Raw genomic sequence first — 25194 nt, 5'->3', positions numbered from 1 at the left:
GGACCCCACGCGCCCCGTGGCGCGTTGATTCTCTGCCGACAGGCTGCGCCAGCTCGAGAATGACCGCCGAGACCGACCACGACCTCACACGCGAGCCCGTTGCGGCGCACGAGCCGTCGCCGCGCTCGGGCAGCATTGCGCTGGTGCTGCTGGTGGCCGCCGGCCTTGTCGCCGTGGCCGTCGGGCTGATGACGCTCGGGCGCGCGCAGGCGCAGCCCTATATCCTCGGCATCCTCGCCGTGCTGGCGATGGTCGGCCTGTTCAACCTGTTCGCCTTCGCCGCCGGCATCATCCGCTTCGCGGACCGCAATCTCGACGATCCCATCATCGGCCGCATCTCCGATCACGCCTTCGACGGCCTTGCGGTCACCGATGTCCGCGGACACGTGGTGTATTCCAATGCCGCCTATCTGACGCTGACCGGCGCCAGCGGCCCGCAGGACGTGCGCCCCGTCGAGCGCGTCTTCATCGGCAATCCCGATGTCTCGGAAGCCGTGTTCCGGCTGCTCAAGGCCGCTCGCGAGGGCAAGCGGCAGCAGGAAGAGGTGCGCATTTCCGGCCTTGACGGCAACCAGGGCCGCTGGCTGCGCATGCGCGTGCGCCCGCTCGGCACCGGCAAGCGCGAGGCGAAATACGCGGTGTGGTCGATCGCCGACATCACGCGCGACCGCGAGCGCCAGGAGGACGTGTTCCAGGAGCTCCAGCACGCGATCGAATATCTCGATCACGCGCCGTGCGGCTTCTTCTCGGTCAATCCGGCCGGCGAGCTCGCCTATGTCAACGCGACGCTGGCCAACTGGCTCGACTACGACCTCGCTGAGATCGGCTCGGGCGGCCTGAAGCTGACCGACATCGTCTCCGGCGACGGCGCTTCGCTCTTGACCTCGATCGTGGCGGTGCCAGGCGAGGTGAAGACCGAGGTCTTCGACATCGACCTGCGCATGCGCACCGGCAAGACCATGCCGGTGCGGCTCTATCACAAGCTCGCCTTCGGCGCCGACGGCGCGCCGGGGCCCTCGCGCACGCTCGTGATCAGCCGCGCCCGCGACGAGCGCAGCGACCCTGATCGTGCCGCCGAAGTGCGCTTCATGCGCTTCTTCGACCACACGCCGATGGCGATCGCGACCGTCGATCGCGCCGGCAACGTGGTGCGCGCCAATGCGCGCTACGCCAAGCTCAGTCAGGCGCTGGGGCTGGATACCTCCTCCAAGTCGATCTTCCGCGCGGTCAATTCGCGCGACCGGCACCTCCTGATCGCGGCCATCAACCAGGCCGCCGAAGGCAAGGCGGACATCGCGCCGGTCGAGGTGGCGCTGGAAGGGGCCAAGGAACGCTGGGGCCAATTCTTCGTCACGCCGGTCGATTCGGCCGAGACCGAGGCGGAAGCCGCCATCGTGCACATGCTCGAGACCACCGAGCGGCGCGCGCTGGAGAACCAGATCAACCAGTCGCAGAAGATGGAGACGGTGGGCCAGCTCGCCGGCGGCATCGCCCACGACTTCAACAACGTGCTCTCCGCCATCATGATGGCGAACGACTTCCTGCTGAACGCGCACAAGCCGACCGATCCGTCGTTCCAGGACATCATGCAGATCAAGCAGAACGCGACGCGCGCCGCCACCCTGGTGCGGCAGCTGCTGGCGTTCTCGCGGCGGCAGACGCTGCGGCCGCAGGTGCTCGATCTCGGCGACGCGCTGTCCGATCTCACCATGCTGCTGCGCCGGCTGATCGGCGAGAAGGTCAAGCTCGACCTCGTGCACGGCCGCGACCTCTGGCCGGTGAAGGTCGACGTCTCCCAATTCGAGCAGGTGATCGTCAATCTCGCGGTGAACGCGCGCGACGCCATGCCCGACGGCGGCAAGCTGATCATCCGCACCGCCAACGTCACCAGCGACGATGCGGGCAAGCTCGCCTACAAGGGCATGCCCGCCGCGGATTATGTCCGGATCGAGGTCGCCGACACCGGCACGGGCATCCCCGCCGACATCCGCGACAAGATCTTCGAGCCGTTCTTCTCGACGAAGGAGGTCGGCAAGGGCACCGGCCTCGGGCTCTCCACCGTCTACGGCATCGTCAAGCAGACCGGCGGCTTCATCTATGTCGATTCCGAGCCGGGGCAGGGCACCTCGTTCCATATCTTCCTGCCGCGCCACATCGCCGAACCGGAGGTGCAGGTCGAGCAGCCGGCTGTGGCCAGCGCGACCGGCGGCGCCGCGAAGGAAACCGCGCCCGTTGCGGCGGCAGAGGCCAAGCCGCGCACCGACCTCACCGGCCAGGGCACCATCCTGCTGGTCGAGGACGAGGAGGGCCTGCGCGCGCTCAACGCCCGCGGCCTGCGCTCGCGCGGCTATACCGTGGTCGAGGCCGAGAACGGCGTCGAGGCCATGGAGGTGCTGGACGAGCAGAGCGGCGCGATCGATCTCGTCGTCTCCGACGTCGTCATGCCGGAGATGGACGGCCCGACGCTGCTCAAGGCGATGCGCGAGAAGAACCCCGACATCAAGTTCATCTTCGTCTCCGGCTATGCCGAGGATGCCTTCGAGAAGAGCCTGCCCGAAGGGCAGCAGTTCGACTTCCTGCCAAAACCCTTCACGCTCAGCCAGCTGGTGGCGGCGGTGAAGGAGACGATGACGAAGCAGGGGTGAGCTCCTCGTAACGACGGCGGATGGAGTTGCGCTTCGAAAGGACCCGGGAAAAAGCTGAAATCCCGCCCCCAAGCCCGCCGGTAACGGGCGACCGCGGTTCCGCGCGTCTCCCTGGCCAAACCCCCGCCAAATATGGGCTTTTGCCACATCCCCGCGACTGAGGGCCGCAGCCATGGGTTCCGAAACCGGCTTCACTTTTCGGGAAGTCTGACCATCTTAGGGGCACGTCCCCATGCCGGGGATTTGGGAAACGCACATGACTTTCTCGCAACGATCCCGCACTCTCTTCAAGACGATCGCCGTCGTGCTGGCGCTTGCGCTGCCGACCGCGCTGGCGATCTCGTCCGCCGACGCGCGCGTCGGTGGCGGCATGTCGTCGGGTTCGCGCGGCTCGCGCACCTATTCGGCTCCGCCGTCGACCACGACCGCGCCGGGCTCGACCTCGCAGTTCAACCGGACCTACACCCAGCCGGGTGCGGGCATGAATTCGGCTGCTTCCGCGCCGGCGCGCGGCGGCCTGTTCGGCCGCGCCGGCGGCTTCATGGGCGGCCTCGCGGCCGGCTTCCTCGGCGCCGGCCTGCTCGGCATGCTGTTCGGTGGCGGCCTGTTCGGCGGCCTTGGCGGCCTGTCCTCGATCCTCGGCCTGATCATCCAGATCGCGCTGGTGGTCCTCGTGGTGCGGTTGGCGATGTCCTGGTGGCAGCGCCGTCACGCCCCGCGGGCGGCTTACGCCAATGCTGATGCCGGCGCAGCGCCCGGACCGCAAACGAACTATCGCAGCGGCCTCGCTGGTGGACTTGGCGGTGGACTTGGCGGCTTCGGCTTCGGCGCCAACAATGCGCCGCTCGAGATCAAGCCGGATGACTACGAGGCGTTCGAGCGGCTGCTCGGCGAGATCCAGGCCGCCTGGTCGAACGAGGACGTGGCCAAGCTGCACACCCTCGCGACGCCGGAAATGGTCTCCTATTTCGAACAGGACCTCGCCCAGAACCGCACCCGCAACGTGATCAACAAGGTCACGAATGTGAAGCTGTTGCAGGGCGACCTCGCGGAAGCCTGGCGCGAAGGCGAGACCGACTACGCCACGGTGGCGCTGCGCTTCGCGCTCACCGACAAGACGGTGGATCGCAACACCGGCGCGATCGTCGCCGGCAGCGAGCAGCCGGGCGAGGCGACCGAGATCTGGACCTTCGCCCGCCGGCCGGGCACCGGCTGGGAATTGTCGGCGATCCAGCAGACCAACTGATCGCGGATGAGATGAGGAACCAGGGCGTCGTGCTTCGGCACGGCGCCCTTTTCTTTTGGGCCTCTCGCAGCACGGCATCGGAATAAGCGGGGGCGCCTCGGGTTGAAGTCAGGCGGCGAACAAAAACAACTTTGGGAGGACAGGATGATCCGTATCGAGAAATCCATGACGATTTCCAGTGTTGCGCTAACCATGGTCTTGCTTGCTGTCCCATCGGCGCAGGCGCAGTTGGCCGACATGACCTTCTTCGTGACCTCCAACGGGCCCGGCAAGGGCGCCGATCTCGGCGGTCTCGAAGGAGCCGACGCGCATTGCCAGAAGCTTGCTCAGACCGCAGGCGCCGGCACCAAGACCTGGCGTGCCTATCTCTCGACGCAGGCCGCCGACGGCAAGCCGGCCATCAACGCCAAGGACCGTATCGGCAAGGGACCGTGGCAGAACGCCAAGGGCACGGTGATCGCCAAGGACGTCGCCGAGCTGCACAGCGCGACCAACAATCTCACCAAGCAGACTGCGCTCAGCGAAAAGGGTGAGGTCATCAATGGTGCCGGCGACCAGCCGAACCGGCACGACATCCTCACGGGATCGCAGGCCGACGGCACAGCTTTTGCCGCGGGTGACGACAAGACCTGCAAGAATTGGACGTCGAGCACGCAAGGCGCGGCGGTCGTCGGCCACGCCGATCGTAAGGGCCTGCGCGACGACGAGCCCTCGAAGTCCTGGAACAGCTCTCACCCCTCGCGCGGTCCCGACGGCGGCTGCTCGCAGGCCGATCTGAAGAGCACCGGCGGCGACGGGCTGCTGTATTGTTTCGCGGCGAATTGAGCTGAGGCGCGAAGCTCTCTCCACCCGTCATTGCGAGGAGCTCTTGCGACGAAGCAATCCAGAGTGTCTCCGCGGAGGCATTTCTGGATTGCTTCGCTTGCGCTCGCAATGACGGAGTATGTCGAACCGCCGTTCCGCCTCACCCTGACGGAACCTTGAGCCGCATGCTACATTGGTCCGATCGCCTCCACGCTCACGGACCTCTCCCATGAAATACGAGCTCTACTACTGGCCCGAGATCCAGGGCCGCGGCGAATATGTGCGGCTGGCGCTGGAGGAGGCGGGCGCCGCTTACGTCGATGTCGCGCGCGGTCCGCGCGGGGTGGCCGCGATGATGAAGATGATGGACGCGCAGAACGGCACGCCGCCCTTTGCACCGCCGTTCCTGAAAGCGGGCAAGCTCGTCATCGGCCAGACCGCCAACATCCTGCTCTATCTCGGCGCCCGCCATGGGCTTGCGCCGAAGACGGAAGCCGGCCGGCTCTGGGTGCACCAGCTTCAGCTCACGATCGCGGACTTCGTCGTCGAGATCCACGACACCCATCATCCGCTCGGACCCTCGCTCTATTATGAGGACCAGAAGGCGCCGGCGAAGAAGCGCACGGCCGAGTTCTGGGACGAGCGGGTGCCGAAATATCTCGGCTATTTCGAGCAGCTTCTCGGCGCAAACGGCGGCACCTATGTCACCGGTCGCCGGCCGACCTATGTCGACCTCTCGCTGTTCCAGATCGTCGAGGGGCTGCGTTATGCCTTCCCCAAACGCATGAAGGCGTTCGAAGCCGATGTCCCCGGCCTCGTCGGCCTGCACGACCGCATCGCCGCGCGGCCCAACATCAAGGCCTATCTCGCAAGCGAGCGCCGCATTCCCTTCAACGAGCAGGGCATTTTCCGCCGCTATCGCGAGCTGGATCAATAGCCGATTTCGTGCAGGACGTGAGGCGCGTTCACCAGACGCCGGGGATAAGGCGATAGCGCACCCGCGCCGTATAATCGGCATAGCCCGGCAGGCCCTCGCGCAGCGTGCGCTCCTCGATCGGGATGCGGACTGCGAACAGGGCGATGAAGAGCGGCATCATCGCAAGTCCCCACCACGACCCCAGCAGCAACGGCACGCCGGTGAAGAACAGGACCATGCCGCTGTACATGGGGTGGCGGACATAGGCGTAGGGACCGGTCGAGATCACGTGCTGCGCGCGCTCGGCTTGCAGCTTCACCACGGGCGCGGCGAACGAGTTCTCGCGGAAGACCCACATGGTGAACAATGTCGAGACCAGGAACAGCCCGAGGCCGAGCACCTGCAACGCCGTCGGCATGTCCGAGGATCGAACGCGGCGGTCAAGCCCCATCACGGCAAGCCAGGCCAGCAGGGCGGCGATGAACAGGGCCATGAACATCTTGTCGGCGGCGGGCTGATCCTTTTGCAAGACCGGCCGCAGACGTTCGGCGAGCAGCGCCGGATCGATCCGGTAGAGCCACCAGCCGCAGAGTGGGCCGAGGAGGGCGGAGATGGCGAGGAAGGCCCAGGCCGACGGCCAATGCAGCGTCCCGGCGCACGCGAACAGCAGCGCGCCCATGCCGACGACGAACACCGTGTTCTGCAACAGCAGCCGTGCGATCATGCGCAGGTCCTGGGCGAATGGCGCACGATCCTGGTCCAGCTATCCGGCAAAGATGCGGCCGGACACGCCAAAAGCCCGATCGACCGGATCGGGCGCGTCGGCTTTGGCAAGCCTGATCAGGCGAGCTGATCGATCCGCGTGCCCTGACCCGGCGGCAGCGGCGCCGGCGGCTGCGGCTTGAAGGTCGGATCCTCGTCCTTGACCTTGGTCTGATCGTCCTGCGGCTTGGTCGTGTCGTAGTTCGGAACCACGATCGCGATCGGCGGGGGCGCAACGGTGGAAACCTTCATCCGCAAATCCTCACACATGGAAACAATCGAGCCTGCCCTGCGAGGAGCGAAATTTCCTTCAAGCCAATCGCTAAAATGCGAGGGAATGTGAGCGATACGACGCTACTTCGGCCTCATCCGCGCTGCGATGGAGACGACGAAATCTCTCCTCGTCATTGCGAGGAGCCCTTGCGACGAAGCAATCCAGACTCTCTCCGCGGAGACAGACTGGATTGCTTCGCTGCGCTCGCAATGACGGAGTGTGTGGCCGGCTGCGTCGACGTCACATGAGCAACGTGTCCGCAGCAAGTGCGGAAGAGTCCCCGCCTATTCGTCCTTGCCGCGCGTGATCGCGATGGACGCCTCCGTCTTGGTGCGGGTGCATTCCATGTTGAGCCGGCGGTAGCGCATCGTGACCTTGTCGCCGCGGAGTAGGCCCATCCGCTTCAGGCAGCGCGTCGCGCCCGTCGTGGTGTCGTCCTTGGTCACGGTGAAGACGATCGCCGCCATCGAGCCGACCAGCGCGTAGAACTCCGGCTTCGGCTTGCGATCACCCTTGGCAAAGAGCTCGATCGAATATTTGTCGCCGCGGCAGCCGACCGACAGCTCCTTGGCCGCCGGGTGCGTGAGATACACGATGTTGGCGGCGCGGAAATTCACCTTGAGGCGGTCGATCTGGTTCGCCAGCTCCTTGGCGCTGTCGTCGCAGCGATCGGCGCGGGCAGGCGAAGCGAGAGTCACAAGGCCGGTGATGGCGGCGGCGGCCAGGATCGCGCCGCGGACGTTCAAGTTCAATGTCATGATCAAAAGCCCCTTAGGGCGCGCATTCAAGCGTCGGCGGGCGCGAAGCGCAAGGGTGGGCAGAGGCATTTCCACGAGCTGTGCCAATGGCTTCCCGTGCCGGACTACCCCTCCCATGCGCACCGCTCCCTTTCTTTTCTGGCTAAAATGCGCTTAGAACGCTTCTATGCTGAGAGGCCCGTCAGGGCCCCGAAACCCCGAGATTTGCCCCATGAACGCTCCGACCGCCTTCCCCGACCAGTCCAAGCCCGTTCCGCCCTACAAGCACACCCCGCTGTTCCCGCTGGGCAAGGACGAGACGCCGTACAAGAAGATTTCGTCCGAGGGCGTCAGGGTCGAGAAGGTGCTCGGCAAGGACATGCTGGTGGTGTCGCGCGAGGCGCTGCGGGCGCTGTCCGAGGCGGCCTTTGGCGACATCAACCATTATCTGCGCCCAGGCCATCTGAAGCAGCTCCGCTCGATCCTGGAGGACAGTGAGGCCAGCCCGAACGACAAGTTCGTCGCGCTGGACTTCCTCAAGAACGCCAATATCGCCGCTGGCGGCGTGCTGCCGATGTGCCAGGACACCGGCACCGCGATCATCATGGGCAAGAAGGGCTGCAACGTCATCACCGACGGCGACGACGAGGCGGCGCTGTCCGAAGGCGCGCGCGATGCTTACCTGCGTCGCAATCTGCGCTATTCGCAGGTCGCGCCGCTCTCGATGTTTGAAGAGAAGAACACCGCCAACAACATGCCGGCGCAGTGCGAGATCTACGCCGAGGGTGATGACGCCTACAAGTTCATGTTCATGGCCAAGGGCGGCGGCTCCGCCAACAAGAGCTTTCTGTTCCAGGCCACGCCCTCGGTGCTGACCAAGGACCGGTTGCTCGCGTTCCTCAAGGAAAAGATCCTCACGCTCGGCACCGCCGCGTGCCCGCCCTATCACCTCGCCATCGTGATCGGCGGCACCTCGGCCGAGCTGTGCATGAAGACCGTGAAGCTCGCCTCCGCCCGCTATCTCGATGCGCTGCCGACGCACGGCTCGCCCGACGGCAACGCCTTCCGCGACGTCGAGATGGAGAAGGAAATCCACAAGATGACGCAGTCGCTCGGCGTCGGCGCGCAGTTCGGCGGCAAGTATTTCTGCCACGACGTGCGCGTGATCCGTATGCCGCGCCACGGCGCCTCGCTCCCGATCGGGCTTGGCGTGTCCTGCTCGGCCGACCGCCAGGTGCTCGGCAAGATCACCAAGGACGGCGTCTATCTCGAGGAGCTCGAGCACAATCCGGCGCAGTACCTGCCGCAGGTCGAGCAGTCGCTCGGCGGCGAGGTCGTCAAGATCGACCTCAACCAGCCGATGAAGGACATCCTGGCGACGTTCTCGAAATATCCGATCAAGACGCGGGTCTCGATGACCGGCACCATGATCGTCGCGCGCGACAGCGCGCATGCCAAGCTGCGCGAGCGGCTGGAGAAGGGCGAGCCGCTGCCGGACTACTTCAAGAACCATCCGGTCTATTACGCCGGTCCCGCCAAGACGCCCGAGGGCTACGCCTCCGGCGCGTTCGGTCCGACCACTGCGGGCCGCATGGATTCCTTCGTCGACCAGTTCCAGGCCGCCGGCGGCTCGATGGTGATGGTGGCCAAGGGCAACCGCGCGCCGGCGGTGCGCGAGGCCTGCAAGAAGTATGGCGGCTTCTATCTCGGCTCGATCGGCGGCGCCGCGGCGAACCTCGCCGAGCACTGCATCAAGAAGGTCGAGGTGCTCGAATATCCCGAGCTCGGCATGGAAGCGATCTGGCGCATCGAAGTCGTCGACTTCCCGGCGTTCATCATCATCGACGACAAGGGCAACGACTTCTTCAAGGAGTTGAATCTGGGCTGATCGGGTTCAGCGTCGTCCGGCGGTCCCGGACCGGCGGACGACGCGGCCTGCGCTCAGCGCTTGATCCTGAACGATATGGCGCCGCCGTTTTCGACGCCGTCGAACATGACGAGGATGCGAAAGCTGGTGGCGTCCTCCTCGAGGGGAAGCAGAATTTCCGCTTTGGCGCCTTTCTTCACCTTGCTCAGGTCAAGCGTGGCCAAGGGTCTGGCAGCCGTCCCGCTGCGCCCGTCCCACAGCCAGACGGTATAGGGAACCTCTTCCTCGCGCGTCGGGCCTGCGAGTATCAGCAGGCCGTCCCTGACCACGGCGAGGTCCCGGATTCCGGTATGCTTGCCGAGTTCGAGCGCGGCGGTGTCGGGTTTGAGATCGTCATGCTTGGTGAAGAGCGCATTTGCATCGACGCTGACGACGTAGGCGTGACGCTTCAGCGAAGGGCCTCGCAGTCCGAAATACATGCGGTGGTTTCTGACCGCAATTCCTTCGATGTTGATACCACCTTTCGCAAGCGTCTCGTCGAAATACGCCTCGACGAGGTCGTCGTTCTTGAGCACCTTGCGCAGGCGCGAGCTCGCCTCCACGCCGTCCACGCTTTCGGCGTTGGGCTTGGTCTTGGGAGCTCCGGTGTTCGGATCCACGGCGATCCGAAACACGGTGTAACTCGACAGGTTTTTCTCGTCGCTGTGTCGGCTTCGGCCATGCGAGCCGGTCACATAGAAGAAGCCCTCGTTATAAGCGGCGCCCTCGGCATCGGGGTCGTCGTCATCGTCCGACAGCCGGATGAGATCCTTCGGAACGAGGAGGTTGCCTTCGATCGAGAAGAACTGCGCATATTTCTTCTCGTCATTGGCAATCAGGCATGACGTGAATTTGGGCGTGGTCGGGACGCACGCTGCGCCGCTCAGGTTCATGCGCGGCTTTTTCTTGAGCTCGTCGTTGCTGTCTTTTTCAAAGATCGAGGCGGGCTTCCAGGTCGTTGCCTCCGGAGCAACCTTCGGCGGCAAATGCTCGCCGCGCGCGGCCGGCATGGTTGCTACCAAGAGAGTGCAGACAAACGCGGCGGACACTGATCGGTGAGTTAAACGCGCGATGCTATCGGACATTCTTGGCTCCCGGCGTCATCCCCGGATACAATCCTGAATTGCACAAAAGACAAGGGAGAGAATGTCGCGGAGCGCTCGCTTCGGTCAGCTGCAATTCGTGACCTGGTTGGAGCACAGCGCCCGCCACCAGCCGCGGACGCCGTCGTGGCTCTCGACCAGACCCCAGAGCCCGCTGCAGGCGAAGATGCGCTTCGGCCCGCCGTCGGTGTCGAGCGCACCGCCGTGTTCGCGCCGGGCCGGCATCCATTTGGCATCGATGAAGGGCGCCTGAAACAGCCCGCCCATGCGCGTGGCGCCATTGGCATAGGCTGCGCCGACCTTGTTCGAGGCGACCCAGCCGCGGCCGGCATAGGGCTTTGGCGCGCTGCGCGGATATCGCGTCTCGTCCTCGTAGTCCTTGCCGGGCGGCCTTGCGTCTTCGATCAGGAACCAGCCGTCCTTGAAGCCGATGATGCGGAATTCGGTCAGCCAGCCGCCCTCGGGCGTGTTCTCGGCGCCGCCGAGCTTGAGCCGGTAGGGCGACGGCAAGGTGCCGAGCACGCGCGCCTTGACCGACGGCTCGGCGCGCACGTTGAGGCCGCCGGGGTCCTTGTCGATGGACCAGGCGCCAAGATCGCAGGGCTCGGTGCCATCAGGGAGCGTCGCGCGCTTGGCGGCCAGCTCGGCGTGCAGCCTGGCGAAATCGCTGTCGTCGTTGTCAGGATCCGGCTCGGTGCGCGGCTTCAGCTCGGCTGACGTCGCACGAGTCCCATCCGCCGTCAGCGTGACGACCAGAGCCTGGCGCGCCGCAAAGGCGCTTCCCGGTGTCTTGGGATCGTTGGATGTCGCGGGGTAGACCGCGAGATAGCCGGTCGAACCTTCGGTCCGGTAGGCAGTGCCGGCAACATAGCCTGCCGGCACCAGGGCGAGCGCGCTTGCGCGCCACGCCGGCTCGCTGTCATCCGCGCGCGCTGGCTGTGTTGCGACAGACAGGACCATCGCCGCGATGAATAGGAGCGCACGCATCGATGCAGCGTGCGTTACGCCCGCGCGCCCGTGAACGGGAAGCTGCCCATCGGGCCGATGCCCATCTCGCCGCTGATGCTGTCGCCGGAGACCGTGCCGGTGAATTCGAGCGTGAGCGGCATCGGCTTGTCGATCGAGACCTTCCAGAAGACGTTGTCGCCGGAGACGGTGCCGTCGAAGATCTCGGTGGTATTACCTTCCGCGCCCTGCGTGCCCGTGAGCGTGCCGCCCGCGGCCTTCAGGCTCAGCGTCGCCTGGCGCTCGCCCATCGGCGTCGTCATGGTCAGATTCCAGTTGCCGTCTACGGCCATTCCCGTCTCCCGAACAAATCTCGGCGGTCCGCGACGATCCGCGGCCGTCCTGAGCGAGGCTATAGCCCAACTCGCAGGTCCTGCCTAACCCTGCGAACGGGCAATCAGGCGCGGGCGGCGGCGCGCCGGCGGCTGGTGACGATGAGCCGCAGCACCACATACTGCACGGCGAAGGCCAGGATCTTGGCGCCGCCGGCGACCACGGTGATGTAGAACGCCCACAGCTTCAGATCGCCGGTCGAGGCGACCACGATCATCCCGGCGCCGATCACGAACATCAGCGCCGCCCAGGCATAGCCGGCAGCCGTCACATATTCCGGAACGGTCTCGGCGACGATCGGCGGCATGTAGCGCAGCATCCAGCCGCGCTTGAGCATGATGAGGCCGATCGCGAAATGCGCGATCGAGGGTTTGGCCAGCATGAAGCGCGGATCGTTGGTCAGGAGCGTGATCGCTCCCAGCACGACGACGAGGGCGAGGCTCGCATAGGTCATGTAGTTGAGCGCCTGCCCCTTGAGGCGGGCGTAGATCACCTGCGCGATTGCAGCGGCGATCGCCACCGATGTCGCCAGGACGATGTTGTCGGTGATGAGGTAGATGGCCAGGAAGATGATGGCGGAGAGGAAGTCGGAGGCGAGGCGGGCGAATACGTCCTTCATCGTCGATCCTGTTCAGCGGGCGTCTGGGAGGGCGCGGGCGGGCGTACCGTACTTGATCTGGCGATACTCGGGATACCACTTTGTGAAGTAGATCGCACTGTTGCGGGCGGCGAAGGCCACCGCAAGGCTGGACCAGAGCGGCAGGCCAGGGACGTAGAGCAGCACGAGATTGGCAGCCGCCATCAACAGCGCGGCCGCGGTCCAGGCGCCGGTGATGATGTAATTGGCGCGGAGGAAGCCGGGCATCGCCGCAGTCTCGGCTGGGACCGCTTCAAGCGCATATTGCAGCGTGAAGGGATGGCGGAGCAGCATCGAGCCCAGCGAGAGGACGAAGATTCCGACATCGACCGACAGCTTGACACCGAGCGTGCCGAGCGCGGGGTCGATCAGCGCGAGGTAAAGGCCGATCGCGGCGAATACGAGTGCGGAGCCTGCCGCCAGGATCTTCACCGAGCGGCCGCGCGCGACATCGAAGGCGACGGCGGCGAGGCAGATCGCCGATGCCGCAAACACGCTGAGCACGGCCGACGTCACCAGCATCAGGACGGCGAAGGCGCCGTAGGGTGCGAGGATCAGGAAAATCGCCATGGGCCGCCTCGATCGGGTCGATCTTTACGATGTAAAGATTAGTAATGCGCCGGCGATGCCGGGTCAAGCCAAATCTTTACAGTGTCAAAATAACGTAAGCGACCTCCAAAACGTGAAGGGCCGCAACCGCTTGGTCCAATGCTTCCTCGGCCAATTCGGCCCAGGGCACGAGCGGCAGTGCGGCGGCGGTCAATAGACCGAGGCAGAGCAGGATGCCACCGTTGAAGACGGTATGGCGGCTTCGCCGCAGCCGGATCAACTGGAACGCGAGCGCAGTGCCGGTCAGGGCGAGGAGGACAAGCGCGCCTGCGGTGATCGAGGGCATGGACATGCAAAACTCCTTCTTCGTCATCCCGGCTTCGCGCCAAGTGGCGCGCTCCGAATGACGAGAGCTACGCCGCGCCGACCCAATTGCCGTGGAAGCCGTCGGGCACGCGATGGCCGAGCTGCACCAATGCGGCTGGGCCGGCCTCGATATCGGTGGCATTGAACACGGCGAGATCGCTGCGATTTTCCCGCGCGCGCCAGACCACAGCGAGCAGCCAGCCGTCGCCTTCGGCCGCATCTTTCGACCGTTCGACGAACACCGGCTCGGAAATGGTGTCGCCAGCCGGCAGCAGGTATTGGCCGAGCCGCCTGCCGTTGCCGTCGACATGGACGATGCCTGCGAGCGCGAACATCGGCAGTTTCGGATTGGCGCAGGCGTACCAGCCGTGACGGCTCTTCAGCCCGGCGCGGCGATCGTCGATGCGCGGGAATTCGCCGGTGAGATCGTCCAGGTAGGTCTGCTGGAAGCGGTCGGTATTGCCTGTGAGGTCGAAGGTCCAGCGGCAATGGCGGGCGCGCGATTTGTCGGGGTCGGTGGGACGGCCGTCCGGATGCGGAAACAGCGGCGCTTCCTCGAACTGCATGACGTCCGCGACGATGCGGCCCTCGTCCTCCCAGGCATTCATGACGTGGAAGACGTAGCAGGCCTCGGCACGAAACCAGACGATGTCCTTGGCCGTGCCGCTGCGCTTCATCACCCCGACATAGGCGCCCTTGGCCGGCTCCCAGGCATAGGGCGGCTTTCCGCTCATCGCGCGCTCCATGCTACCGGTGATCGGCAGGATCGGAAACAGCACATGGTTCGCCGTGACGATGAAGTCGTGCACCATGCTGGCATAGGGCGCCTCGAACCGCTCGAAGCGCGTCGCCTTGCCTGTTGCGTCGATCGATCCGTAGGAGAGGGCAGGCGTCAGCGGCCCCGCGGCGTTGTAGCCGAAGAACACCAATTCGCCGGTGACGGGATCGATCTTGGGATGCGCGGTGAAGCTGCCGGCGACGCGGCCCTGGTAATTGTGATAGCCGCGCGTCGCCAGCGTGCCCGGCTCGATCTCCGTCGGCAGATGCGCTTCTTCCAGCGCCAGCAGCTTGCCGGCATGGAAGATGATGTTGGTGTTGGCGACGCCGCCGTCGGTCAGGTTCGCCGGTGCATTCGGCAGCTTGCGGCCGAAGCCGCCGAACAGCGCGCGGCCGGCGTCGTGCTCGGCGAGCCATTTCGGTGTGCGGACCCAGCGGTTGCGGTAGCTGGCGCGGCCGTTCTCGAGATGAAACGCGTGCAGCATGCCGTCGCCGACGAACCAGTGCGCGCCGGGCGAATCGAACTGCGGATTGGGGCCGTTGCGATAGAGCGTGCCGTTCAGCTCGCGCGGCAATTCGCCGACGATCTTCAGGAAGGGCGCGTCGGCCTCGAACGGGATCGGCGCGATATTGTTGCGGCGCTCGGCCATGGCGTCATGCTGCACGGCGAATCCTCCCCTATCTTTACATCGTAAAGATTCGATAGGCCCGATTGCAGCTTTCGTCAAGTGAAATCTTTACACTGTCAATATTGCGTCATATAGCTTGCAAATGGCCAAGACCGACACCAAGGGCGAAGCGGCGCGAAGCCCGCGCGCCCCGAGAAAAACGACCTCGACCGCGGCGTCACGCACCTCGCGCCGGGCGCGAAGTGCGAAGACCGAGACGCCGTATCATCACGGCGCGCTCCGCGAAGCGCTGCTCCAGGCGGCCGAACGGGTGCTGGAGCGCGACGGGCTTGCCGGCCTGACATTGCGCGCGGTGGCCCGTGAGGCTGGCGTCTCGCATGCCGCACCGACCCATCATTTCGGCGACCTGACGGGCCTCCTCAGCGAGCTCGCGGCCGTCGGCTTCCGCCAGTTCAACGTGGCAATGGCCGCATCATGCGATGCCGCCACCACGCCGCTCGAAGCGGCGCTGGCGCGGCCGAAAGCCTACGTCGCCTATGCGCAGGCCCATCCCGGCATGTACGGCATCATGTTCCGCACCGAGCGGCTGGATTATTCAAGGCCGTCGCTGCACGAGGCGGCGGAGGCGTCTTTCGCCGGACTTGCCAATGCGATCGGCATGATGCGGCAGGAGCAGATCAGCGGCGATGCGCTGACGCTCAACCAGGGCGCCGCGATCGCACGCGCCTGGTCGCTGGTGCACGGCTTCACCATGCTGCTGCTGGACGGACGGCTGAAGGACATCCTCGCGCGGCTGCCCGAGGGGACGACCGCCGAGCGGCTGCTCGAGGCGATGCTGACGGCGCCTGTGACGCCGAAGCTTCCCGGCTGTTGAACCGCGCAGGCTAGCGCCTGGTCGCGAGCTCGACGGCGCGGCCGCGCGTGCCGATGATCTTGACCTCGTCCTTGCCGCAAGCGAAGCCGCGGGCGAGATCGTCGGCGGCCTTGCGCGCGAGCTCGTTGGCGTTCGGGTTGGCGACGGCGTCGACATAGGCGACGTGGCAGACCGGGCCCGGCGGCAGCCGGGTCACGACCAGCATGGCCTTGGTGTTCGGCCGCCCCTGCTTGTCGGGATCGGCGTTGTCGGAGATGTGCCAGCGCTGGATGATCGCAAACGGCTTTGCGCCCGCAGCGCGCCATTCGATAGTGGTCTCCGACGAATTGAACGGCGCGAACCAGACTTTTGCCGCGGGTTCCTCGCTTGCTGCCTTGCGGCTGCGCCCGACCGAGACGATCTCGCGAAGATCGTCCTCGGCGATCAGCACCATCAGGCCGTCCTTGCCCGGACAAACCCGCGTGCTGCTGCCGTCGAGCGCGCTGGGCTTGCCGACCTGCCGGCAATCTTTTGGCGCCGTCGAGGTGTAGCTGCTGCCCACGGATTGGGCGTCGGCGCTGCTCAGGCCGATGCAAGCCATCAGGACGGCGAAGCCTATTGTAGCGATACGGTTCATGTGAGGCTTTGATGTCCTGGGAACTTCGTTCCATCAGACGTCTTGATTGTGGGCAAGGTTCAAACCGCGGTGGGATATACCTGACAGCAGCGCGGAATCGTTCTACAAGAGCGGCTTCGCTTGGGCTCCTCCTGCCTCGTTCGCGTTCTCATTTTCTCGATCATGCCAGCCACCTCGAACAAACCTTATCGCGTCGGCCGCTCCAAGACCGGGCTCGGCCTCTTCGCCACCAAGCCGATCAAGAAGGGTACCCGGATCATCCGCTATTTCGGACCCATCCTGGACTCGCGGATTCCCGAGCAGGACGAGATCGAGAACAAATATCTGTTCGAGCTCAACGGGCGCTGGACCATCGACGGATCAGTGCGCAAGAACCTCGCCCGCTACATCAACCATTCCTGCCGCCCCAACGCCGAGTCCGATGTCCGGCCGCGCGAGCGCAAGGTCTATATCCGCGCCATCAAGAACATCGAGCCGGGTGACGAGATCAACTACGATTACGGCACCGACTATTTCAAAGCCTATCTGAAACCGATCGGCTGCAAGTGCGACTCCTGCGAGAAGAAGCGCAAGAAGCTGCGCGCCGAGGCGAGGGCGGAAGCCGCCAAGGTGAAGGCGCGGGCCGAGCGCAAAGCGGCCAAGAAGGCGGGCGCGAAAAGCATGGCGAAAAAGAAAAAGCTGAACGGCAAGCACTTCGCCGGCAAGGTGGGCCGGGCGAGGGCGTAGCCGTCCATGTGCTGAAGCCGCCGTCCTACCTCCTCCGGGCGCAGCACCCAGCCAGACGACGTTCTCGCATCCTCTCCGTCATTGCGAGCGAAAGCGAAGTAATCCAGTATCTCCGCGGAGAGACTCTGGATGTTTCGCTGAGCTCGCAATGGCGGCGCGGTGCCGTAGGGCGCCGGCGCTACAATGCCAATTTGGTCAACGGAAGGACGACGGAGCGCTTTGCCGTTGCCGAGAGGCGTCGGGCAAAACACCCAAAACCCGTCAAGTCCTCGCGTCTAAAATATATCGCTTTTCCGAATTTCGGATTTGTGGCATAGAAGCGCCATCCCGGCCCTGCCAGAGGGGCGCTTCGCGATCGTCACGAGATGCGGGCCGGGGTGCGGTGGACGCGGTAGCGCCGGCGCGGAAAAGCGATGACAGGGACGGGAAGCCGTTGAGTCATGCGCGACGCGGTACGACACGGCGCGGTCACAGCGGTCTTGTCGATGGTTCTGGGGCGCGCACACCGGGCCCTCGATGTCGAGGCAAGGCCGTCCGCGGACGGAGAAGTCGTGTGGTCCCGACGCCCGGGGTTCTGGCGTTAAGGCTCGCGGTGATGCGGCGGCCCGACCGGGTACGCGCATCGATCAGCCGCGAGGCGACGGGGGCAATAGTGCAACGCTCCCCGGGGAGCAACTGTGCTGAAGTAGACCGCCGATCGGCCGGCCTCAAGGCTGGCGCGAAGACGCGCCCCCGCCTTCGGCGGCTGACGGCCTTGACCCCGTCCGCTCGCCGGTCTGTCGGCTTGGCATGCGCTCGGTCCGGGACCGGGCGCATGGAGGCGCGCTCGATCAGTTCACCGCAACGCGTAGCGGGCGGGATCCCATTTCTCGCCGCGTGCAATCATCGTGTTGAGAATGACGATCAGCTTGCGCATGCAGGCAATCACTGCAACCTTCTTCAGCTTTCCCTTGGCGATCAGCCGTTCATAGTAGGCCTTGAGCACCGGGTTGCTCTGGGTGGCTGCGCCGATACAGGGCATGTAGAGGGCGTTGCGGACCCAGCGCCGACCGCCCTTGATGTGGCGCTCACCACGCCGTTTGCCGCTGTCGTCGTCATAAGGAGCGGCTCCCAACAACGCGGCAGCGACCTCCTCGCGCACCGTCCCGAGCTCTGGGAGGCCCGCAAGGAGGACCGCAGAGGCCACATCGCCGAGACCCGGCACGCTCTCGATGATCTCGGCGCGTTTGGCAAATGCCGGTGTGGCCTTGATCGTGGCGGTGATGGCGTCCTCGATCTTGGCCGTCTCGATGTCGAGGCCCTTCAAGACGCGAGCGTGGGCTTTCTGAACCGCTCCCGGCACCGCATGTTCGTTCTGGCTTTGCAGGCGGGTCCTCAGATCAATCAGGGCTTTGCGCGCTTTGACCAGTGCCGCCAGCTCGTCGCGTGCGGCATCGTGGATCTGGTCCAATACTTCGTCGAACGTCTCGGCGAACCAGGCGATCATCTCCGCGTCGATCGTATCGTTCTTGGCGAGCCGTCCGGCCGATCGGGCGAAGCTGCGCACGCGCTTGGGATCGACAATCCGCACCTCGATGCCAGCCTGACGCAGCACCCTGGCCCAGTCCCGCTCATAGCCGCCGGATGCCTCCATCACCGCCTTGGCTACTTTGTGCTTGCGCAGCCAGGCCACCAGTTTGCGGTGCCCCTCTGCGGTGCTCGGGAACGTTTGCCGTTGCGACAACGGGCGGATGCATGCATCCACCTTGCCCTTGGCCACATCGATACCGACGACAATGCGATCGTTTTGTGCCATCATCCACTCCCTTCCTTGCTCGTCCGGGCTCGAAGCCCATGCAACTGTTCGGGTTGAGGAAGACACACCGGATCTGTCCCTAGCTCCCCGTCAGGCTCCCAGGCCTTTGAGCACGAACGGGCTCAGATCTAGCGACGGGCGGTTGGTGAGAACCGCCCGTTCGCACATTCTGGCAGATTTTGCGGACACAAGAGCACGAAGGACACCGTTAAAACCATCCGCGCAGGGAAGGCCGGGCGACCGGCATCACCTGTAGTCCACACCGTGTGCATTCCTGTTGCGCACGGACTCGGGTGCCGCCGGCGCCCGGCCTTCCCTGCGCCCTCTGGCCATTGATGGGCGCAAGACGGCAGCAAAGCTCGGGCAAAACGCGCCGCGAGATCGCCCAGCTGCGCCTTCCCGTCATGACCTGACAATCGCGTGTCTCGATATGAATTTCATCACGATGATCTCGTGCCCCGGACGCAGCGCAGCGCCGCCGCGATGCGCAGCAGCGCAAACAGCGCTGCTGCGCGTCCGGGACATGAGCGCCTCACGCTGTGGCGACAGCTTCACTCTTGCGCAATCCCACATATTGCAGCTCGGCGAACACGCCGGTGGCGATGGCTTGCGCCACGACCATGAGCTCGCCGGCGAGGTTCGGCGACACCGCGCCCGAAAGCAGCAACGCGATGCTGCCGACCGTCCAGGCCGCATTGCCGATCACGACCAGCAAGACCAGCGGTTTCGCCACCGTCGCCCGCGAGGCGAGCCAGCCGACCAGGGCGGTGTAGGCGATCAGGAACAGGCCGGTCTCGCGCAGCAACGCTTCGGGCAAGTTGAACAGCGCTGCGAACGCGCTCGCGCCGAAGGTGAAGCCGAGCGCGGCGACGCCGCTGAAGATGGCGTCGGCGAGCAGGGCGCGGCGCAGGAAGGTCGATGCATCGATCATCTCAGGTCTCCTTGGTTGGGGCTGGGTGGAACTCAACGCCGACCGCGCCACCAGGCGCGGAGCAGACGGGCGAGACGAAACGGGCAGAGGCTTCTGCCGACGTCGTGCTCGAAGGCGATGACCTGCGCGAGGACATAGTCGCCGGTCGAATGCACCAGGGGCTCCGGCATGTTGAGGCTGCGCGCCAGCATCCGCGTTGCGAACGCCATGGCCCAGGGCAAGACGTGGTCTGCGACGGTCCGGTAGAGCAGCAGCGCGATCATGGTCATCTCCTGTTGCGACCAAAGATGCGCGTGCTCGTCCCCCAATTCGATTACCTCGGTGGTAATGGAAGCGCCTAAATCCGCGTGCTAGCTTTTGACCATGAACGCACATGCTTCCACCGCACGCACCGAACGCAGCCAGCCGGTCCATATCGGCGACCATTTGCGCGAATGGCGGCAGCGCCGCCGCATGAGCCAGCTCGATCTCGCCGGCGAAGCCGAAATCTCGGCGCGGCATTTGAGCTTTGTCGAGACCGGCCGCGCCGCGCCCTCGCGCGACATGGTGCTCAGGCTCGCCGAGCGGCTCGACGTGCCCTTGCGCGAACGCAACGTGCTGCTGGTCGCCGCCGGTTTCGCACCGGCCTTTCCGCAGCGCCCGCTGGAGGATCCCGCCTTGAAATCAGCTCGTCAGGCGATCGACCTCGTGCTCAAGGCGCATGAGCCCAATCCGGCGCTTGCGGTGGACCGGCACTGGAACCTGGTCTCCGCCAACCGCATGGTGGCGCCGCTGCTCGATGGCCTCCCGCAGCATCTGCTCGGCCAGCCCGTCAACGTGCTGCGGCTGGCCTTCCATCCCGAGGCGCTGGCGCCGCGCACGGTCAATCTCGCCGAATGGTGCGGGCATCTCCTGGAGCGGCTGCACCGGCAGTGCGAGGCGACGGCCGATCCGGAGCTGATCAAGCTCTACAACGACCTGAAGAGCTATCCGATTCCTGCGCGTTCGGCGCCGCTGTCGAGCGACAACGTCGCGATCCCGTTCAAGCTGCGGCATGGCGGAGAAATCCTCAGCTTCTTCTCCACCACCATGGTGTTCGGCACGCCGGTCGACATCACCCTGTCGGAGCTGGCGCTGGAGACGTTCTTCCCGGCGGACGAGCGCACCGCCGAACGGTTGAAGCAGATGGCCGCCCACCTGCGCTAGCGCCGTTTACAGGCGCGGGCAGCGCTCGCATAATCGGCGGATGGACACACGCACGTTCCGGCGATTGCGGCCGGCCAATCCCGTCGGTGATCTCCTGCGCGGCTGGCGCAGCCGCCGTGCATTGAGTCAGGCGGAGCTTGCGTTCCAGGCCGGCATCTCGATCAAGCATCTGAGCTATGTCGAGACCGGAAAGGCGGCGGCCAGCCGGGACATCCTGCTGCAGCTCGCCTCCGCGCTCGATCTGTCGTTGCGCGACCGCAATGCGCTGCTCGAAGCCGGCGGCTTCGCACGGCAATATGGCGAGCGCGATCTGTCGGCGCCGGAGCTTGCCGAGGCGCGGCGTGCCATCGATCTTCTGCTTCTCCGTCACGAGCCGTTCCCGGCGATCGTCACCGACCGGCGCTGGAACGTGATGCAGGCCAATCGCGCCGCCTCGGGCCTGATGAGCATGCTGCTTGGCCCTGAGCGCATGCAGCGGCCGCTCAATCACATGCGCATGTTCCTTGCTCCCGACGAGCTCAAGCCGTTCGTCGAGAACTGGCCGATTGTTGCGGCCGCGCTGCTGGCGCGGGCACGGCATGAGGCAATGGCCGCGCCGCTTGACGAGGCCTTGCAATCGACCTGGCGCGAATTGATGCGGCTGCCGCAGCTTCCTGCGGCGACAGAGGATAGTTCCGCGCCAGGGCCGCTCTGCGACGTGCGCCTGCGCAAGGGCGATATCGGCATTGGTCTCATCGGTGCCGTGCTGACGCTCGGCACCCCGCAGGACGTGACGCTGCAGGAGCTTCGCGTCGAGATGTTCATGCCTGTCGATGCCGCCTCCGAAGCCGCCCTGACCGCGCTTGCAGCTCAGGACGCCTGAGCCTGCGCCTCGCGCCGCTCGAAGCTCATGGCCTGCATCACCTCCGCGAACGGACCGTTGCGATCACTCAGTGTCGCCGCGGTGAGGCCGGCGCCATGGGCGCCGACGCGCGTCGCGGCGCGGATCAATATCCATTCGCCCTCGGGCGGGCGGAAGAAATAGAGGCTGATCTCCGGGTTGATGAAGGTCCATTGGCGCATATCGACGATCTGCGCGACGCCGCTGGAGAAGTCCGCGGCCTGCACCGCCTGGAGCAGCGGCGTGTTGGGCTCGCCCTCGACCAGCGACGCATCGAGCCGCATCCAGGCCGCCGCCGGGCCCGGCTTCTCCAGGGCGCCCTCGATGAGGCGCACCGACACGTTCTGGAAATAGCGGCTCCATTTCTGTGCGAAGGCGGGCGGCGGGCTGCCGGCCTCGGGTCCCTTGTCGAGGGGCGGCGGCCTCGCGAACGGATCGATGGGCGACTCGCCGCTAGGCGCCGTCAGCAGCGCCGTGCAGCGGCCGATCTCGGTGTCGCCGTCCATCAGCCGCACCTGCAGGGTCTTGGCCTTGCGACCATCGCGCAGCAGCTCGCTGACCGTCCTGAACAGGCGCAGGCCCGCCGGCCGCCAGAGATCGAAGGTCAGGCGCCGCACCGCAAAACCGGATTTGGCGGCGAGGCGCTCGACCTCGCGGGTCATCAGCGCGGTGGTGGCGCTTCCCTGCAACATGTCCGGCGACCACGGCCCGCCAGCATGCTCGGTGGGCCGGAACAGATCGCCTTCCGGCTTGAAAATGGCGGTCATCGCGGTCTCCCCTGTGGCTTGATCGTGGCCGCAACTATCGGCGCGGGGAGAACCGGTCACAATAACCGCAGAGGTGAAGTCGTGAGCCATGCAGGACGGGTGCCTTGCGCCGCCCCCGGTTCGGCTTATGTTCGGGCGGACCCTCGAAGTGCCCGAAGGAGGCGCCTGACATGAGCACGCTGAAACCGCTCCAGATCGATGTCGTCTCCGACGTGGTCTGCCCCTGGTGCTATATCGGCAAGCATCGCATCGAGAGCGCGCTGGCGCTGGTGCCCGACGTTCCGGTCAAGCTCAGTTTCCGTCCCTTCTTCCTCAATCCCTGGGTGCCGCGCGAGGGCATCAGCCGCGAGGCCTATCTCACCCAGAAGTTCGGCTCTGTCGAAGCCTATAAGGGCATTGCGGGACGCGTCGTCGCGGCCGCGAGCGAGGAGGGGCTCGTCTACAAGCCGGAGCTGGTGGCGCGCCAGCCCAACACGACCGACTGCCACCGCCTGATCCTCTGGGCGGAAGCGATCGGCAAGGCGCCCGAGATGAAGCAGCGTCTGATGGAGCTGTACTTCCGCGACGGCGGCGACCTCACCGATGTGAACGTGCTGGTGCAGGCAGCCGCCGACATCGGCCTCGACGCCGACGACGTGCGCAAGCGCCTCGCCACCGACGAGGACGTCGCGCGCGTCTCCGCAGATGCGCAGGAAGCCGCCGAGAAGGGCATCTCCGGCGTGCCGACCTATGTCTTTGCGCAAAAATACGCCGTCTCCGGCGCGCAGGATCCGAACCTGCTCGCCCGCGCCATTCGCCAGGTCTCGGCGGAGATCAACGCGCAGGCCGCGGAATAGGCGCTTGGAGATCGAGATCGTCGTGCGCGAAGCAGAGGAGGGCGGCTATTGGTCCGAGGCTCTATGATCGAAGGACTATCGCATCCGTAGCGAGGGTGCGTTTGAGGCCGTGAACTCCTGTCGTGCAGCGCCCGCTCCAGAAAAGCGTCGTGGATCATCCCTGTTCCGAAGGCAGACTAAACTGAAACACGGCCCCCCGTGGTTCATTCGGACCAGTCCAAAGTCGTCCTCCGTGCGCCTCGATGATTGATTGGCAGATCGACAAGCCCATGCCGATCCCGTCGGGCTTGGTGGTGTAGAAGGGCTCGAACAGGCGGTCAACGATTGCCACGTCAAGTCCGGGTCCGGTATCCCGTACGGCGACAACAACGAGATTTGAGGCATCTGCAGCCGTGCTGATCCGCAGCTCCCGTTCGCCTACGTCGAGGCAGTTCATTGCCTCGATCGCGTTGAGGATCAAATTGAGAACCACCTGTTGCAGCTGAACGCGATAGCCCTTCACGAGCGGCAAGCCCGGAGCGAGGTCGGTCTGGATCAAGACATCATGTTTGAGCAGCTCGCTACGGGCTATGGTGATCACGTCCAGGATCGCACCATTGACATCGACGCTCTCCTTCGGCACCGGGGCTTTCTTGATCAAGGAACGGATCCAACTGATGATCTCGCCGCCTCGCTTGGCTTCTGCGACAATGGATGCGAGCGCCTGCTGTGCCTTTTCGAAATTCGGAGATTGTGTTCCTAGCCAGTTCAGTGCGGCCTCTGCGTTGCAGAGCACCGCGGTGATTGGTTGGCTTAATTCGTGTGTCACCGAAGCCGTGACCTGGCCCATTGCCGCCGCGCGATTGGCGTGTGTTAGTTCAGCCTGCATCTCGCGGAACGTCTCGGCGGCTCGCTTGCGTTCGGTGATGTCGCGGCTCAGACAAATGATTCGTGACTGGCCGTGTTCGCAGAATTCCCGCATACGGACCTCGACGGGAAACACAGTGCCGTCCTTTCGGCAATAGCGCCTCTCGAGCGTAGCGATGCCGCCGGCCTTGAGGCGCTCGCGGTTGCTACGCCAGGTCGCTTCATCCATCTCCAGATCGAACAAGGCCGCAGTTGCCCCAACCAGTTCGGCCCGGCTGTAGCCGAGACTTTGGCAGGCATTCCGATTCACATCGAGAACGCGACCATCTTCACTGTGAAGCATGAACGTATCGGTCGCGTGATCCACGAAGGTACGGAAACGGGCCTCGCTCTCGATCAGCGCCTGCTCGGCGCGCTTGCGCTCGGTGATGTGGCGCCCCACACCCCGGTAACCCACGAAGTTCCCGGTCTTGTCAAAGATGGGCAGCCCAGAGACGGAAATATAGCGCTTGCCGCCGTCGGGCGTCGGCCGCGCGAGCTCGAAATCGCGAAAGGGGAGATGAGCGTCGAGCATCTCCCGGTGCTTGCGCCAGCCATCTGCGTCAGGCTCTAGATACGGGACCTCCCATCGTGTCCTGCCGATCTCGGAGACCGGCGGCTCGGGAAGTGTGTCAGCGAACTCCTGGCGGATGAAGCGATGCTGCGCGTCCGTTTCCCAGTACACATCGAAGGAGAATTGCACCAGCGTCCGAAAGCGCTCCTCGCTCTGGCGCAGTGCCTCCTCGGGGCGCTCATTCGAATCGAGCGCGACCGACGGCGCTTGAATCGGATGTTGCATGATCATCTCTTGCTCACGCGCGATGGATCAATCGATAGATTTCTCGTACCGGATTGCGGGCCCGTGGCTCCCCCGAAGTCGCCCAAGATGGATCACGAATATGCCCTTTGACGACTATACTCCCGTATACAGGGCTTCTCTATAGCCATATGGCTGTGCCGACCCCGACCGAAATAACGCGAGCTGGGACCGCGGTTACGTCAACGTATGC

General features: G+C 65.1%; 26 protein-coding genes. 10 read left to right on the top strand and 16 right to left on the bottom strand.

What is annotated here, in order from left to right; all coding sequences use genetic code 11:
* Window positions 1–59 precede the first annotated feature (59 nt).
* The 4 genes from cckA (at window position 60) to N2604_RS28870 (ending at window position 5632) form a co-directional block, all read left to right on the top strand.
* Window positions 60–2645 (top strand): cell cycle histidine kinase CckA, encoded by a 2586-nt coding sequence (gene cckA / locus N2604_RS28885; RefSeq protein ID WP_260371451.1) that lies wholly within the window; start codon window positions 60–62, stop codon window positions 2643–2645.
* Between the two features lie 232 nt (window positions 2646–2877).
* Entirely contained in the window at window positions 2878–3891 is a 1014-nt protein-coding gene (locus tag N2604_RS28880; RefSeq protein ID WP_260371450.1) for a Tim44 domain-containing protein, read from the top strand.
* 144 nt (window positions 3892–4035) lie between these two features.
* Entirely contained in the window at window positions 4036–4716 is a 681-nt protein-coding gene (locus tag N2604_RS28875; protein WP_260371449.1) for a lectin, read from the top strand.
* A 208-nt stretch (window positions 4717–4924) separates the two neighbouring features.
* On the top strand, window positions 4925–5632 hold the full coding sequence (locus N2604_RS28870; RefSeq protein WP_260371448.1) for a glutathione S-transferase: 708 nt from the start codon (window positions 4925–4927) through the stop codon (window positions 5630–5632).
* A 28-nt stretch (window positions 5633–5660) separates the two neighbouring features.
* On the opposite strand, the gene N2604_RS28865 is transcribed toward N2604_RS28870, so the two are convergent.
* From N2604_RS28865 to N2604_RS28855, 3 genes are all read right to left on the bottom strand, one after another.
* Window positions 5661–6335: an isoprenylcysteine carboxylmethyltransferase family protein gene (locus N2604_RS28865; RefSeq protein ID WP_260371447.1), complete on the bottom strand. Its 675-nt coding sequence runs from the start codon at window positions 6333–6335 to the stop codon at window positions 5661–5663.
* Between the two features lie 116 nt (window positions 6336–6451).
* Window positions 6452–6625 (bottom strand): hypothetical protein, encoded by a 174-nt coding sequence (locus N2604_RS28860; RefSeq protein ID WP_172782896.1) that lies wholly within the window; start codon window positions 6623–6625, stop codon window positions 6452–6454.
* A 306-nt stretch (window positions 6626–6931) separates the two neighbouring features.
* Window positions 6932–7405, bottom strand: a complete 474-nt coding sequence (locus N2604_RS28855; RefSeq protein ID WP_260371446.1) for a hypothetical protein — start codon at window positions 7403–7405, stop codon at window positions 6932–6934.
* A gap of 211 nt (window positions 7406–7616) precedes the next feature.
* Here N2604_RS28855 and N2604_RS28850 point away from each other — a divergent pair, with 211 nt between their 5' ends.
* Complete coding sequence (locus tag N2604_RS28850; protein ID WP_260371445.1) at window positions 7617–9272, top strand: fumarate hydratase; 1656 nt, start codon at window positions 7617–7619, stop codon at window positions 9270–9272.
* A gap of 53 nt (window positions 9273–9325) precedes the next feature.
* Here N2604_RS28850 and N2604_RS28845 read toward each other — a convergent pair whose 3' ends face one another.
* The 7 genes from N2604_RS28845 to N2604_RS28815 form a co-directional block, all read right to left on the bottom strand.
* Entirely contained in the window at window positions 9326–10300 is a 975-nt protein-coding gene (locus N2604_RS28845; RefSeq protein ID WP_260371444.1) for a DUF3616 domain-containing protein, read from the bottom strand.
* Between the two features lie 159 nt (window positions 10301–10459).
* Window positions 10460–11380: an SH3 domain-containing protein gene (locus N2604_RS28840; protein ID WP_260371443.1), complete on the bottom strand. Its 921-nt coding sequence runs from the start codon at window positions 11378–11380 to the stop codon at window positions 10460–10462.
* A gap of 14 nt (window positions 11381–11394) precedes the next feature.
* Window positions 11395–11691 carry a hypothetical protein gene (locus N2604_RS28835; protein WP_260371442.1) on the bottom strand — a complete coding sequence of 99 codons (297 nt, stop codon included), beginning with the start codon at window positions 11689–11691 and terminating at the stop codon, window positions 11395–11397.
* A 104-nt stretch (window positions 11692–11795) separates the two neighbouring features.
* A complete protein-coding gene (locus tag N2604_RS28830) occupies window positions 11796–12350 on the bottom strand; it encodes an inner membrane-spanning protein YciB (protein ID WP_260371441.1) in 555 nt (184 codons plus the stop codon).
* A gap of 12 nt (window positions 12351–12362) precedes the next feature.
* On the bottom strand, window positions 12363–12938 hold the full coding sequence (locus N2604_RS28825; RefSeq protein WP_260371440.1) for a hypothetical protein: 576 nt from the start codon (window positions 12936–12938) through the stop codon (window positions 12363–12365).
* Window positions 12939–13014: 76 nt separating this feature from the next.
* The gene (locus tag N2604_RS28820) at window positions 13015–13269 is read right to left on the bottom strand and encodes a hypothetical protein (RefSeq protein ID WP_260371439.1); all 255 of its coding nucleotides are present in this window, start codon (window positions 13267–13269) and stop codon (window positions 13015–13017) included.
* A gap of 61 nt (window positions 13270–13330) precedes the next feature.
* A complete protein-coding gene (locus tag N2604_RS28815; protein ID WP_260371438.1) occupies window positions 13331–14725 on the bottom strand; it encodes a carotenoid oxygenase family protein in 1395 nt (464 codons plus the stop codon).
* 106 nt (window positions 14726–14831) lie between these two features.
* Between N2604_RS28815 and N2604_RS28810 the strand changes: the two genes are divergently transcribed.
* On the top strand, window positions 14832–15563 hold the full coding sequence (locus N2604_RS28810; RefSeq protein ID WP_260371437.1) for a TetR/AcrR family transcriptional regulator: 732 nt from the start codon (window positions 14832–14834) through the stop codon (window positions 15561–15563).
* A 10-nt stretch (window positions 15564–15573) separates the two neighbouring features.
* Here N2604_RS28810 and N2604_RS28805 read toward each other — a convergent pair whose 3' ends face one another.
* Window positions 15574–16179 carry a hypothetical protein gene (locus tag N2604_RS28805; protein ID WP_260371436.1) on the bottom strand — a complete coding sequence of 202 codons (606 nt, stop codon included), beginning with the start codon at window positions 16177–16179 and terminating at the stop codon, window positions 15574–15576.
* A gap of 162 nt (window positions 16180–16341) precedes the next feature.
* Between N2604_RS28805 and N2604_RS28800 the strand changes: the two genes are divergently transcribed.
* Window positions 16342–16905 carry an SET domain-containing protein gene (locus tag N2604_RS28800; RefSeq protein ID WP_260371435.1) on the top strand — a complete coding sequence of 188 codons (564 nt, stop codon included), beginning with the start codon at window positions 16342–16344 and terminating at the stop codon, window positions 16903–16905.
* A gap of 835 nt (window positions 16906–17740) precedes the next feature.
* Here the strand turns inward: N2604_RS28800 and N2604_RS28795 are convergent.
* From N2604_RS28795 to N2604_RS28785, 3 genes are all read right to left on the bottom strand, one after another.
* Window positions 17741–18703: an IS110 family transposase gene (locus N2604_RS28795; protein WP_260369938.1), complete on the bottom strand. Its 963-nt coding sequence runs from the start codon at window positions 18701–18703 to the stop codon at window positions 17741–17743.
* A 529-nt stretch (window positions 18704–19232) separates the two neighbouring features.
* Window positions 19233–19631, bottom strand: coding sequence for a hypothetical protein (locus N2604_RS28790; protein ID WP_260371434.1), 399 nt, complete (start codon window positions 19629–19631; stop codon window positions 19233–19235).
* A 32-nt stretch (window positions 19632–19663) separates the two neighbouring features.
* Window positions 19664–19894 (bottom strand): hypothetical protein, encoded by a 231-nt coding sequence (locus N2604_RS28785; RefSeq protein WP_260371433.1) that lies wholly within the window; start codon window positions 19892–19894, stop codon window positions 19664–19666.
* 100 nt (window positions 19895–19994) lie between these two features.
* Here N2604_RS28785 and N2604_RS28780 point away from each other — a divergent pair, with 100 nt between their 5' ends.
* Together N2604_RS28780 and N2604_RS28775 are read left to right on the top strand one after the other, a co-directional pair.
* Window positions 19995–20816 (top strand): helix-turn-helix domain-containing protein, encoded by an 822-nt coding sequence (locus N2604_RS28780; RefSeq protein ID WP_260371432.1) that lies wholly within the window; start codon window positions 19995–19997, stop codon window positions 20814–20816.
* Window positions 20817–20856: 40 nt separating this feature from the next.
* Window positions 20857–21678, top strand: a complete 822-nt coding sequence (locus tag N2604_RS28775) for a helix-turn-helix domain-containing protein (protein WP_260371431.1) — start codon at window positions 20857–20859, stop codon at window positions 21676–21678.
* On the opposite strand, the gene N2604_RS28770 is transcribed toward N2604_RS28775, so the two are convergent.
* Window positions 21666–22463: a thioesterase family protein gene (locus N2604_RS28770; protein WP_260371430.1), complete on the bottom strand. Its 798-nt coding sequence runs from the start codon at window positions 22461–22463 to the stop codon at window positions 21666–21668. The two genes, N2604_RS28775 and N2604_RS28770, sit on opposite strands and share 13 nt — an antisense overlap.
* Window positions 22464–22633: 170 nt before the next feature.
* On the opposite strand from N2604_RS28770, the gene N2604_RS28765 reads away from it, so the two are divergent.
* Window positions 22634–23299 (top strand): DsbA family oxidoreductase, encoded by a 666-nt coding sequence (locus N2604_RS28765; protein WP_260371429.1) that lies wholly within the window; start codon window positions 22634–22636, stop codon window positions 23297–23299.
* A 154-nt stretch (window positions 23300–23453) separates the two neighbouring features.
* On the opposite strand, the gene N2604_RS28760 is transcribed toward N2604_RS28765, so the two are convergent.
* Complete coding sequence (locus N2604_RS28760; protein ID WP_260371428.1) at window positions 23454–24983, bottom strand: PAS domain S-box protein; 1530 nt, start codon at window positions 24981–24983, stop codon at window positions 23454–23456.
* Window positions 24984–25194 lie beyond the last annotated feature (211 nt).

It is taken from the genome of Bradyrhizobium sp. CB1015, assembly GCF_025200925.1.
Classification (GTDB): domain Bacteria; phylum Pseudomonadota; class Alphaproteobacteria; order Rhizobiales; family Xanthobacteraceae; genus Bradyrhizobium.
This window is presented reverse-complemented; position numbering and strand designations above follow the sequence as displayed.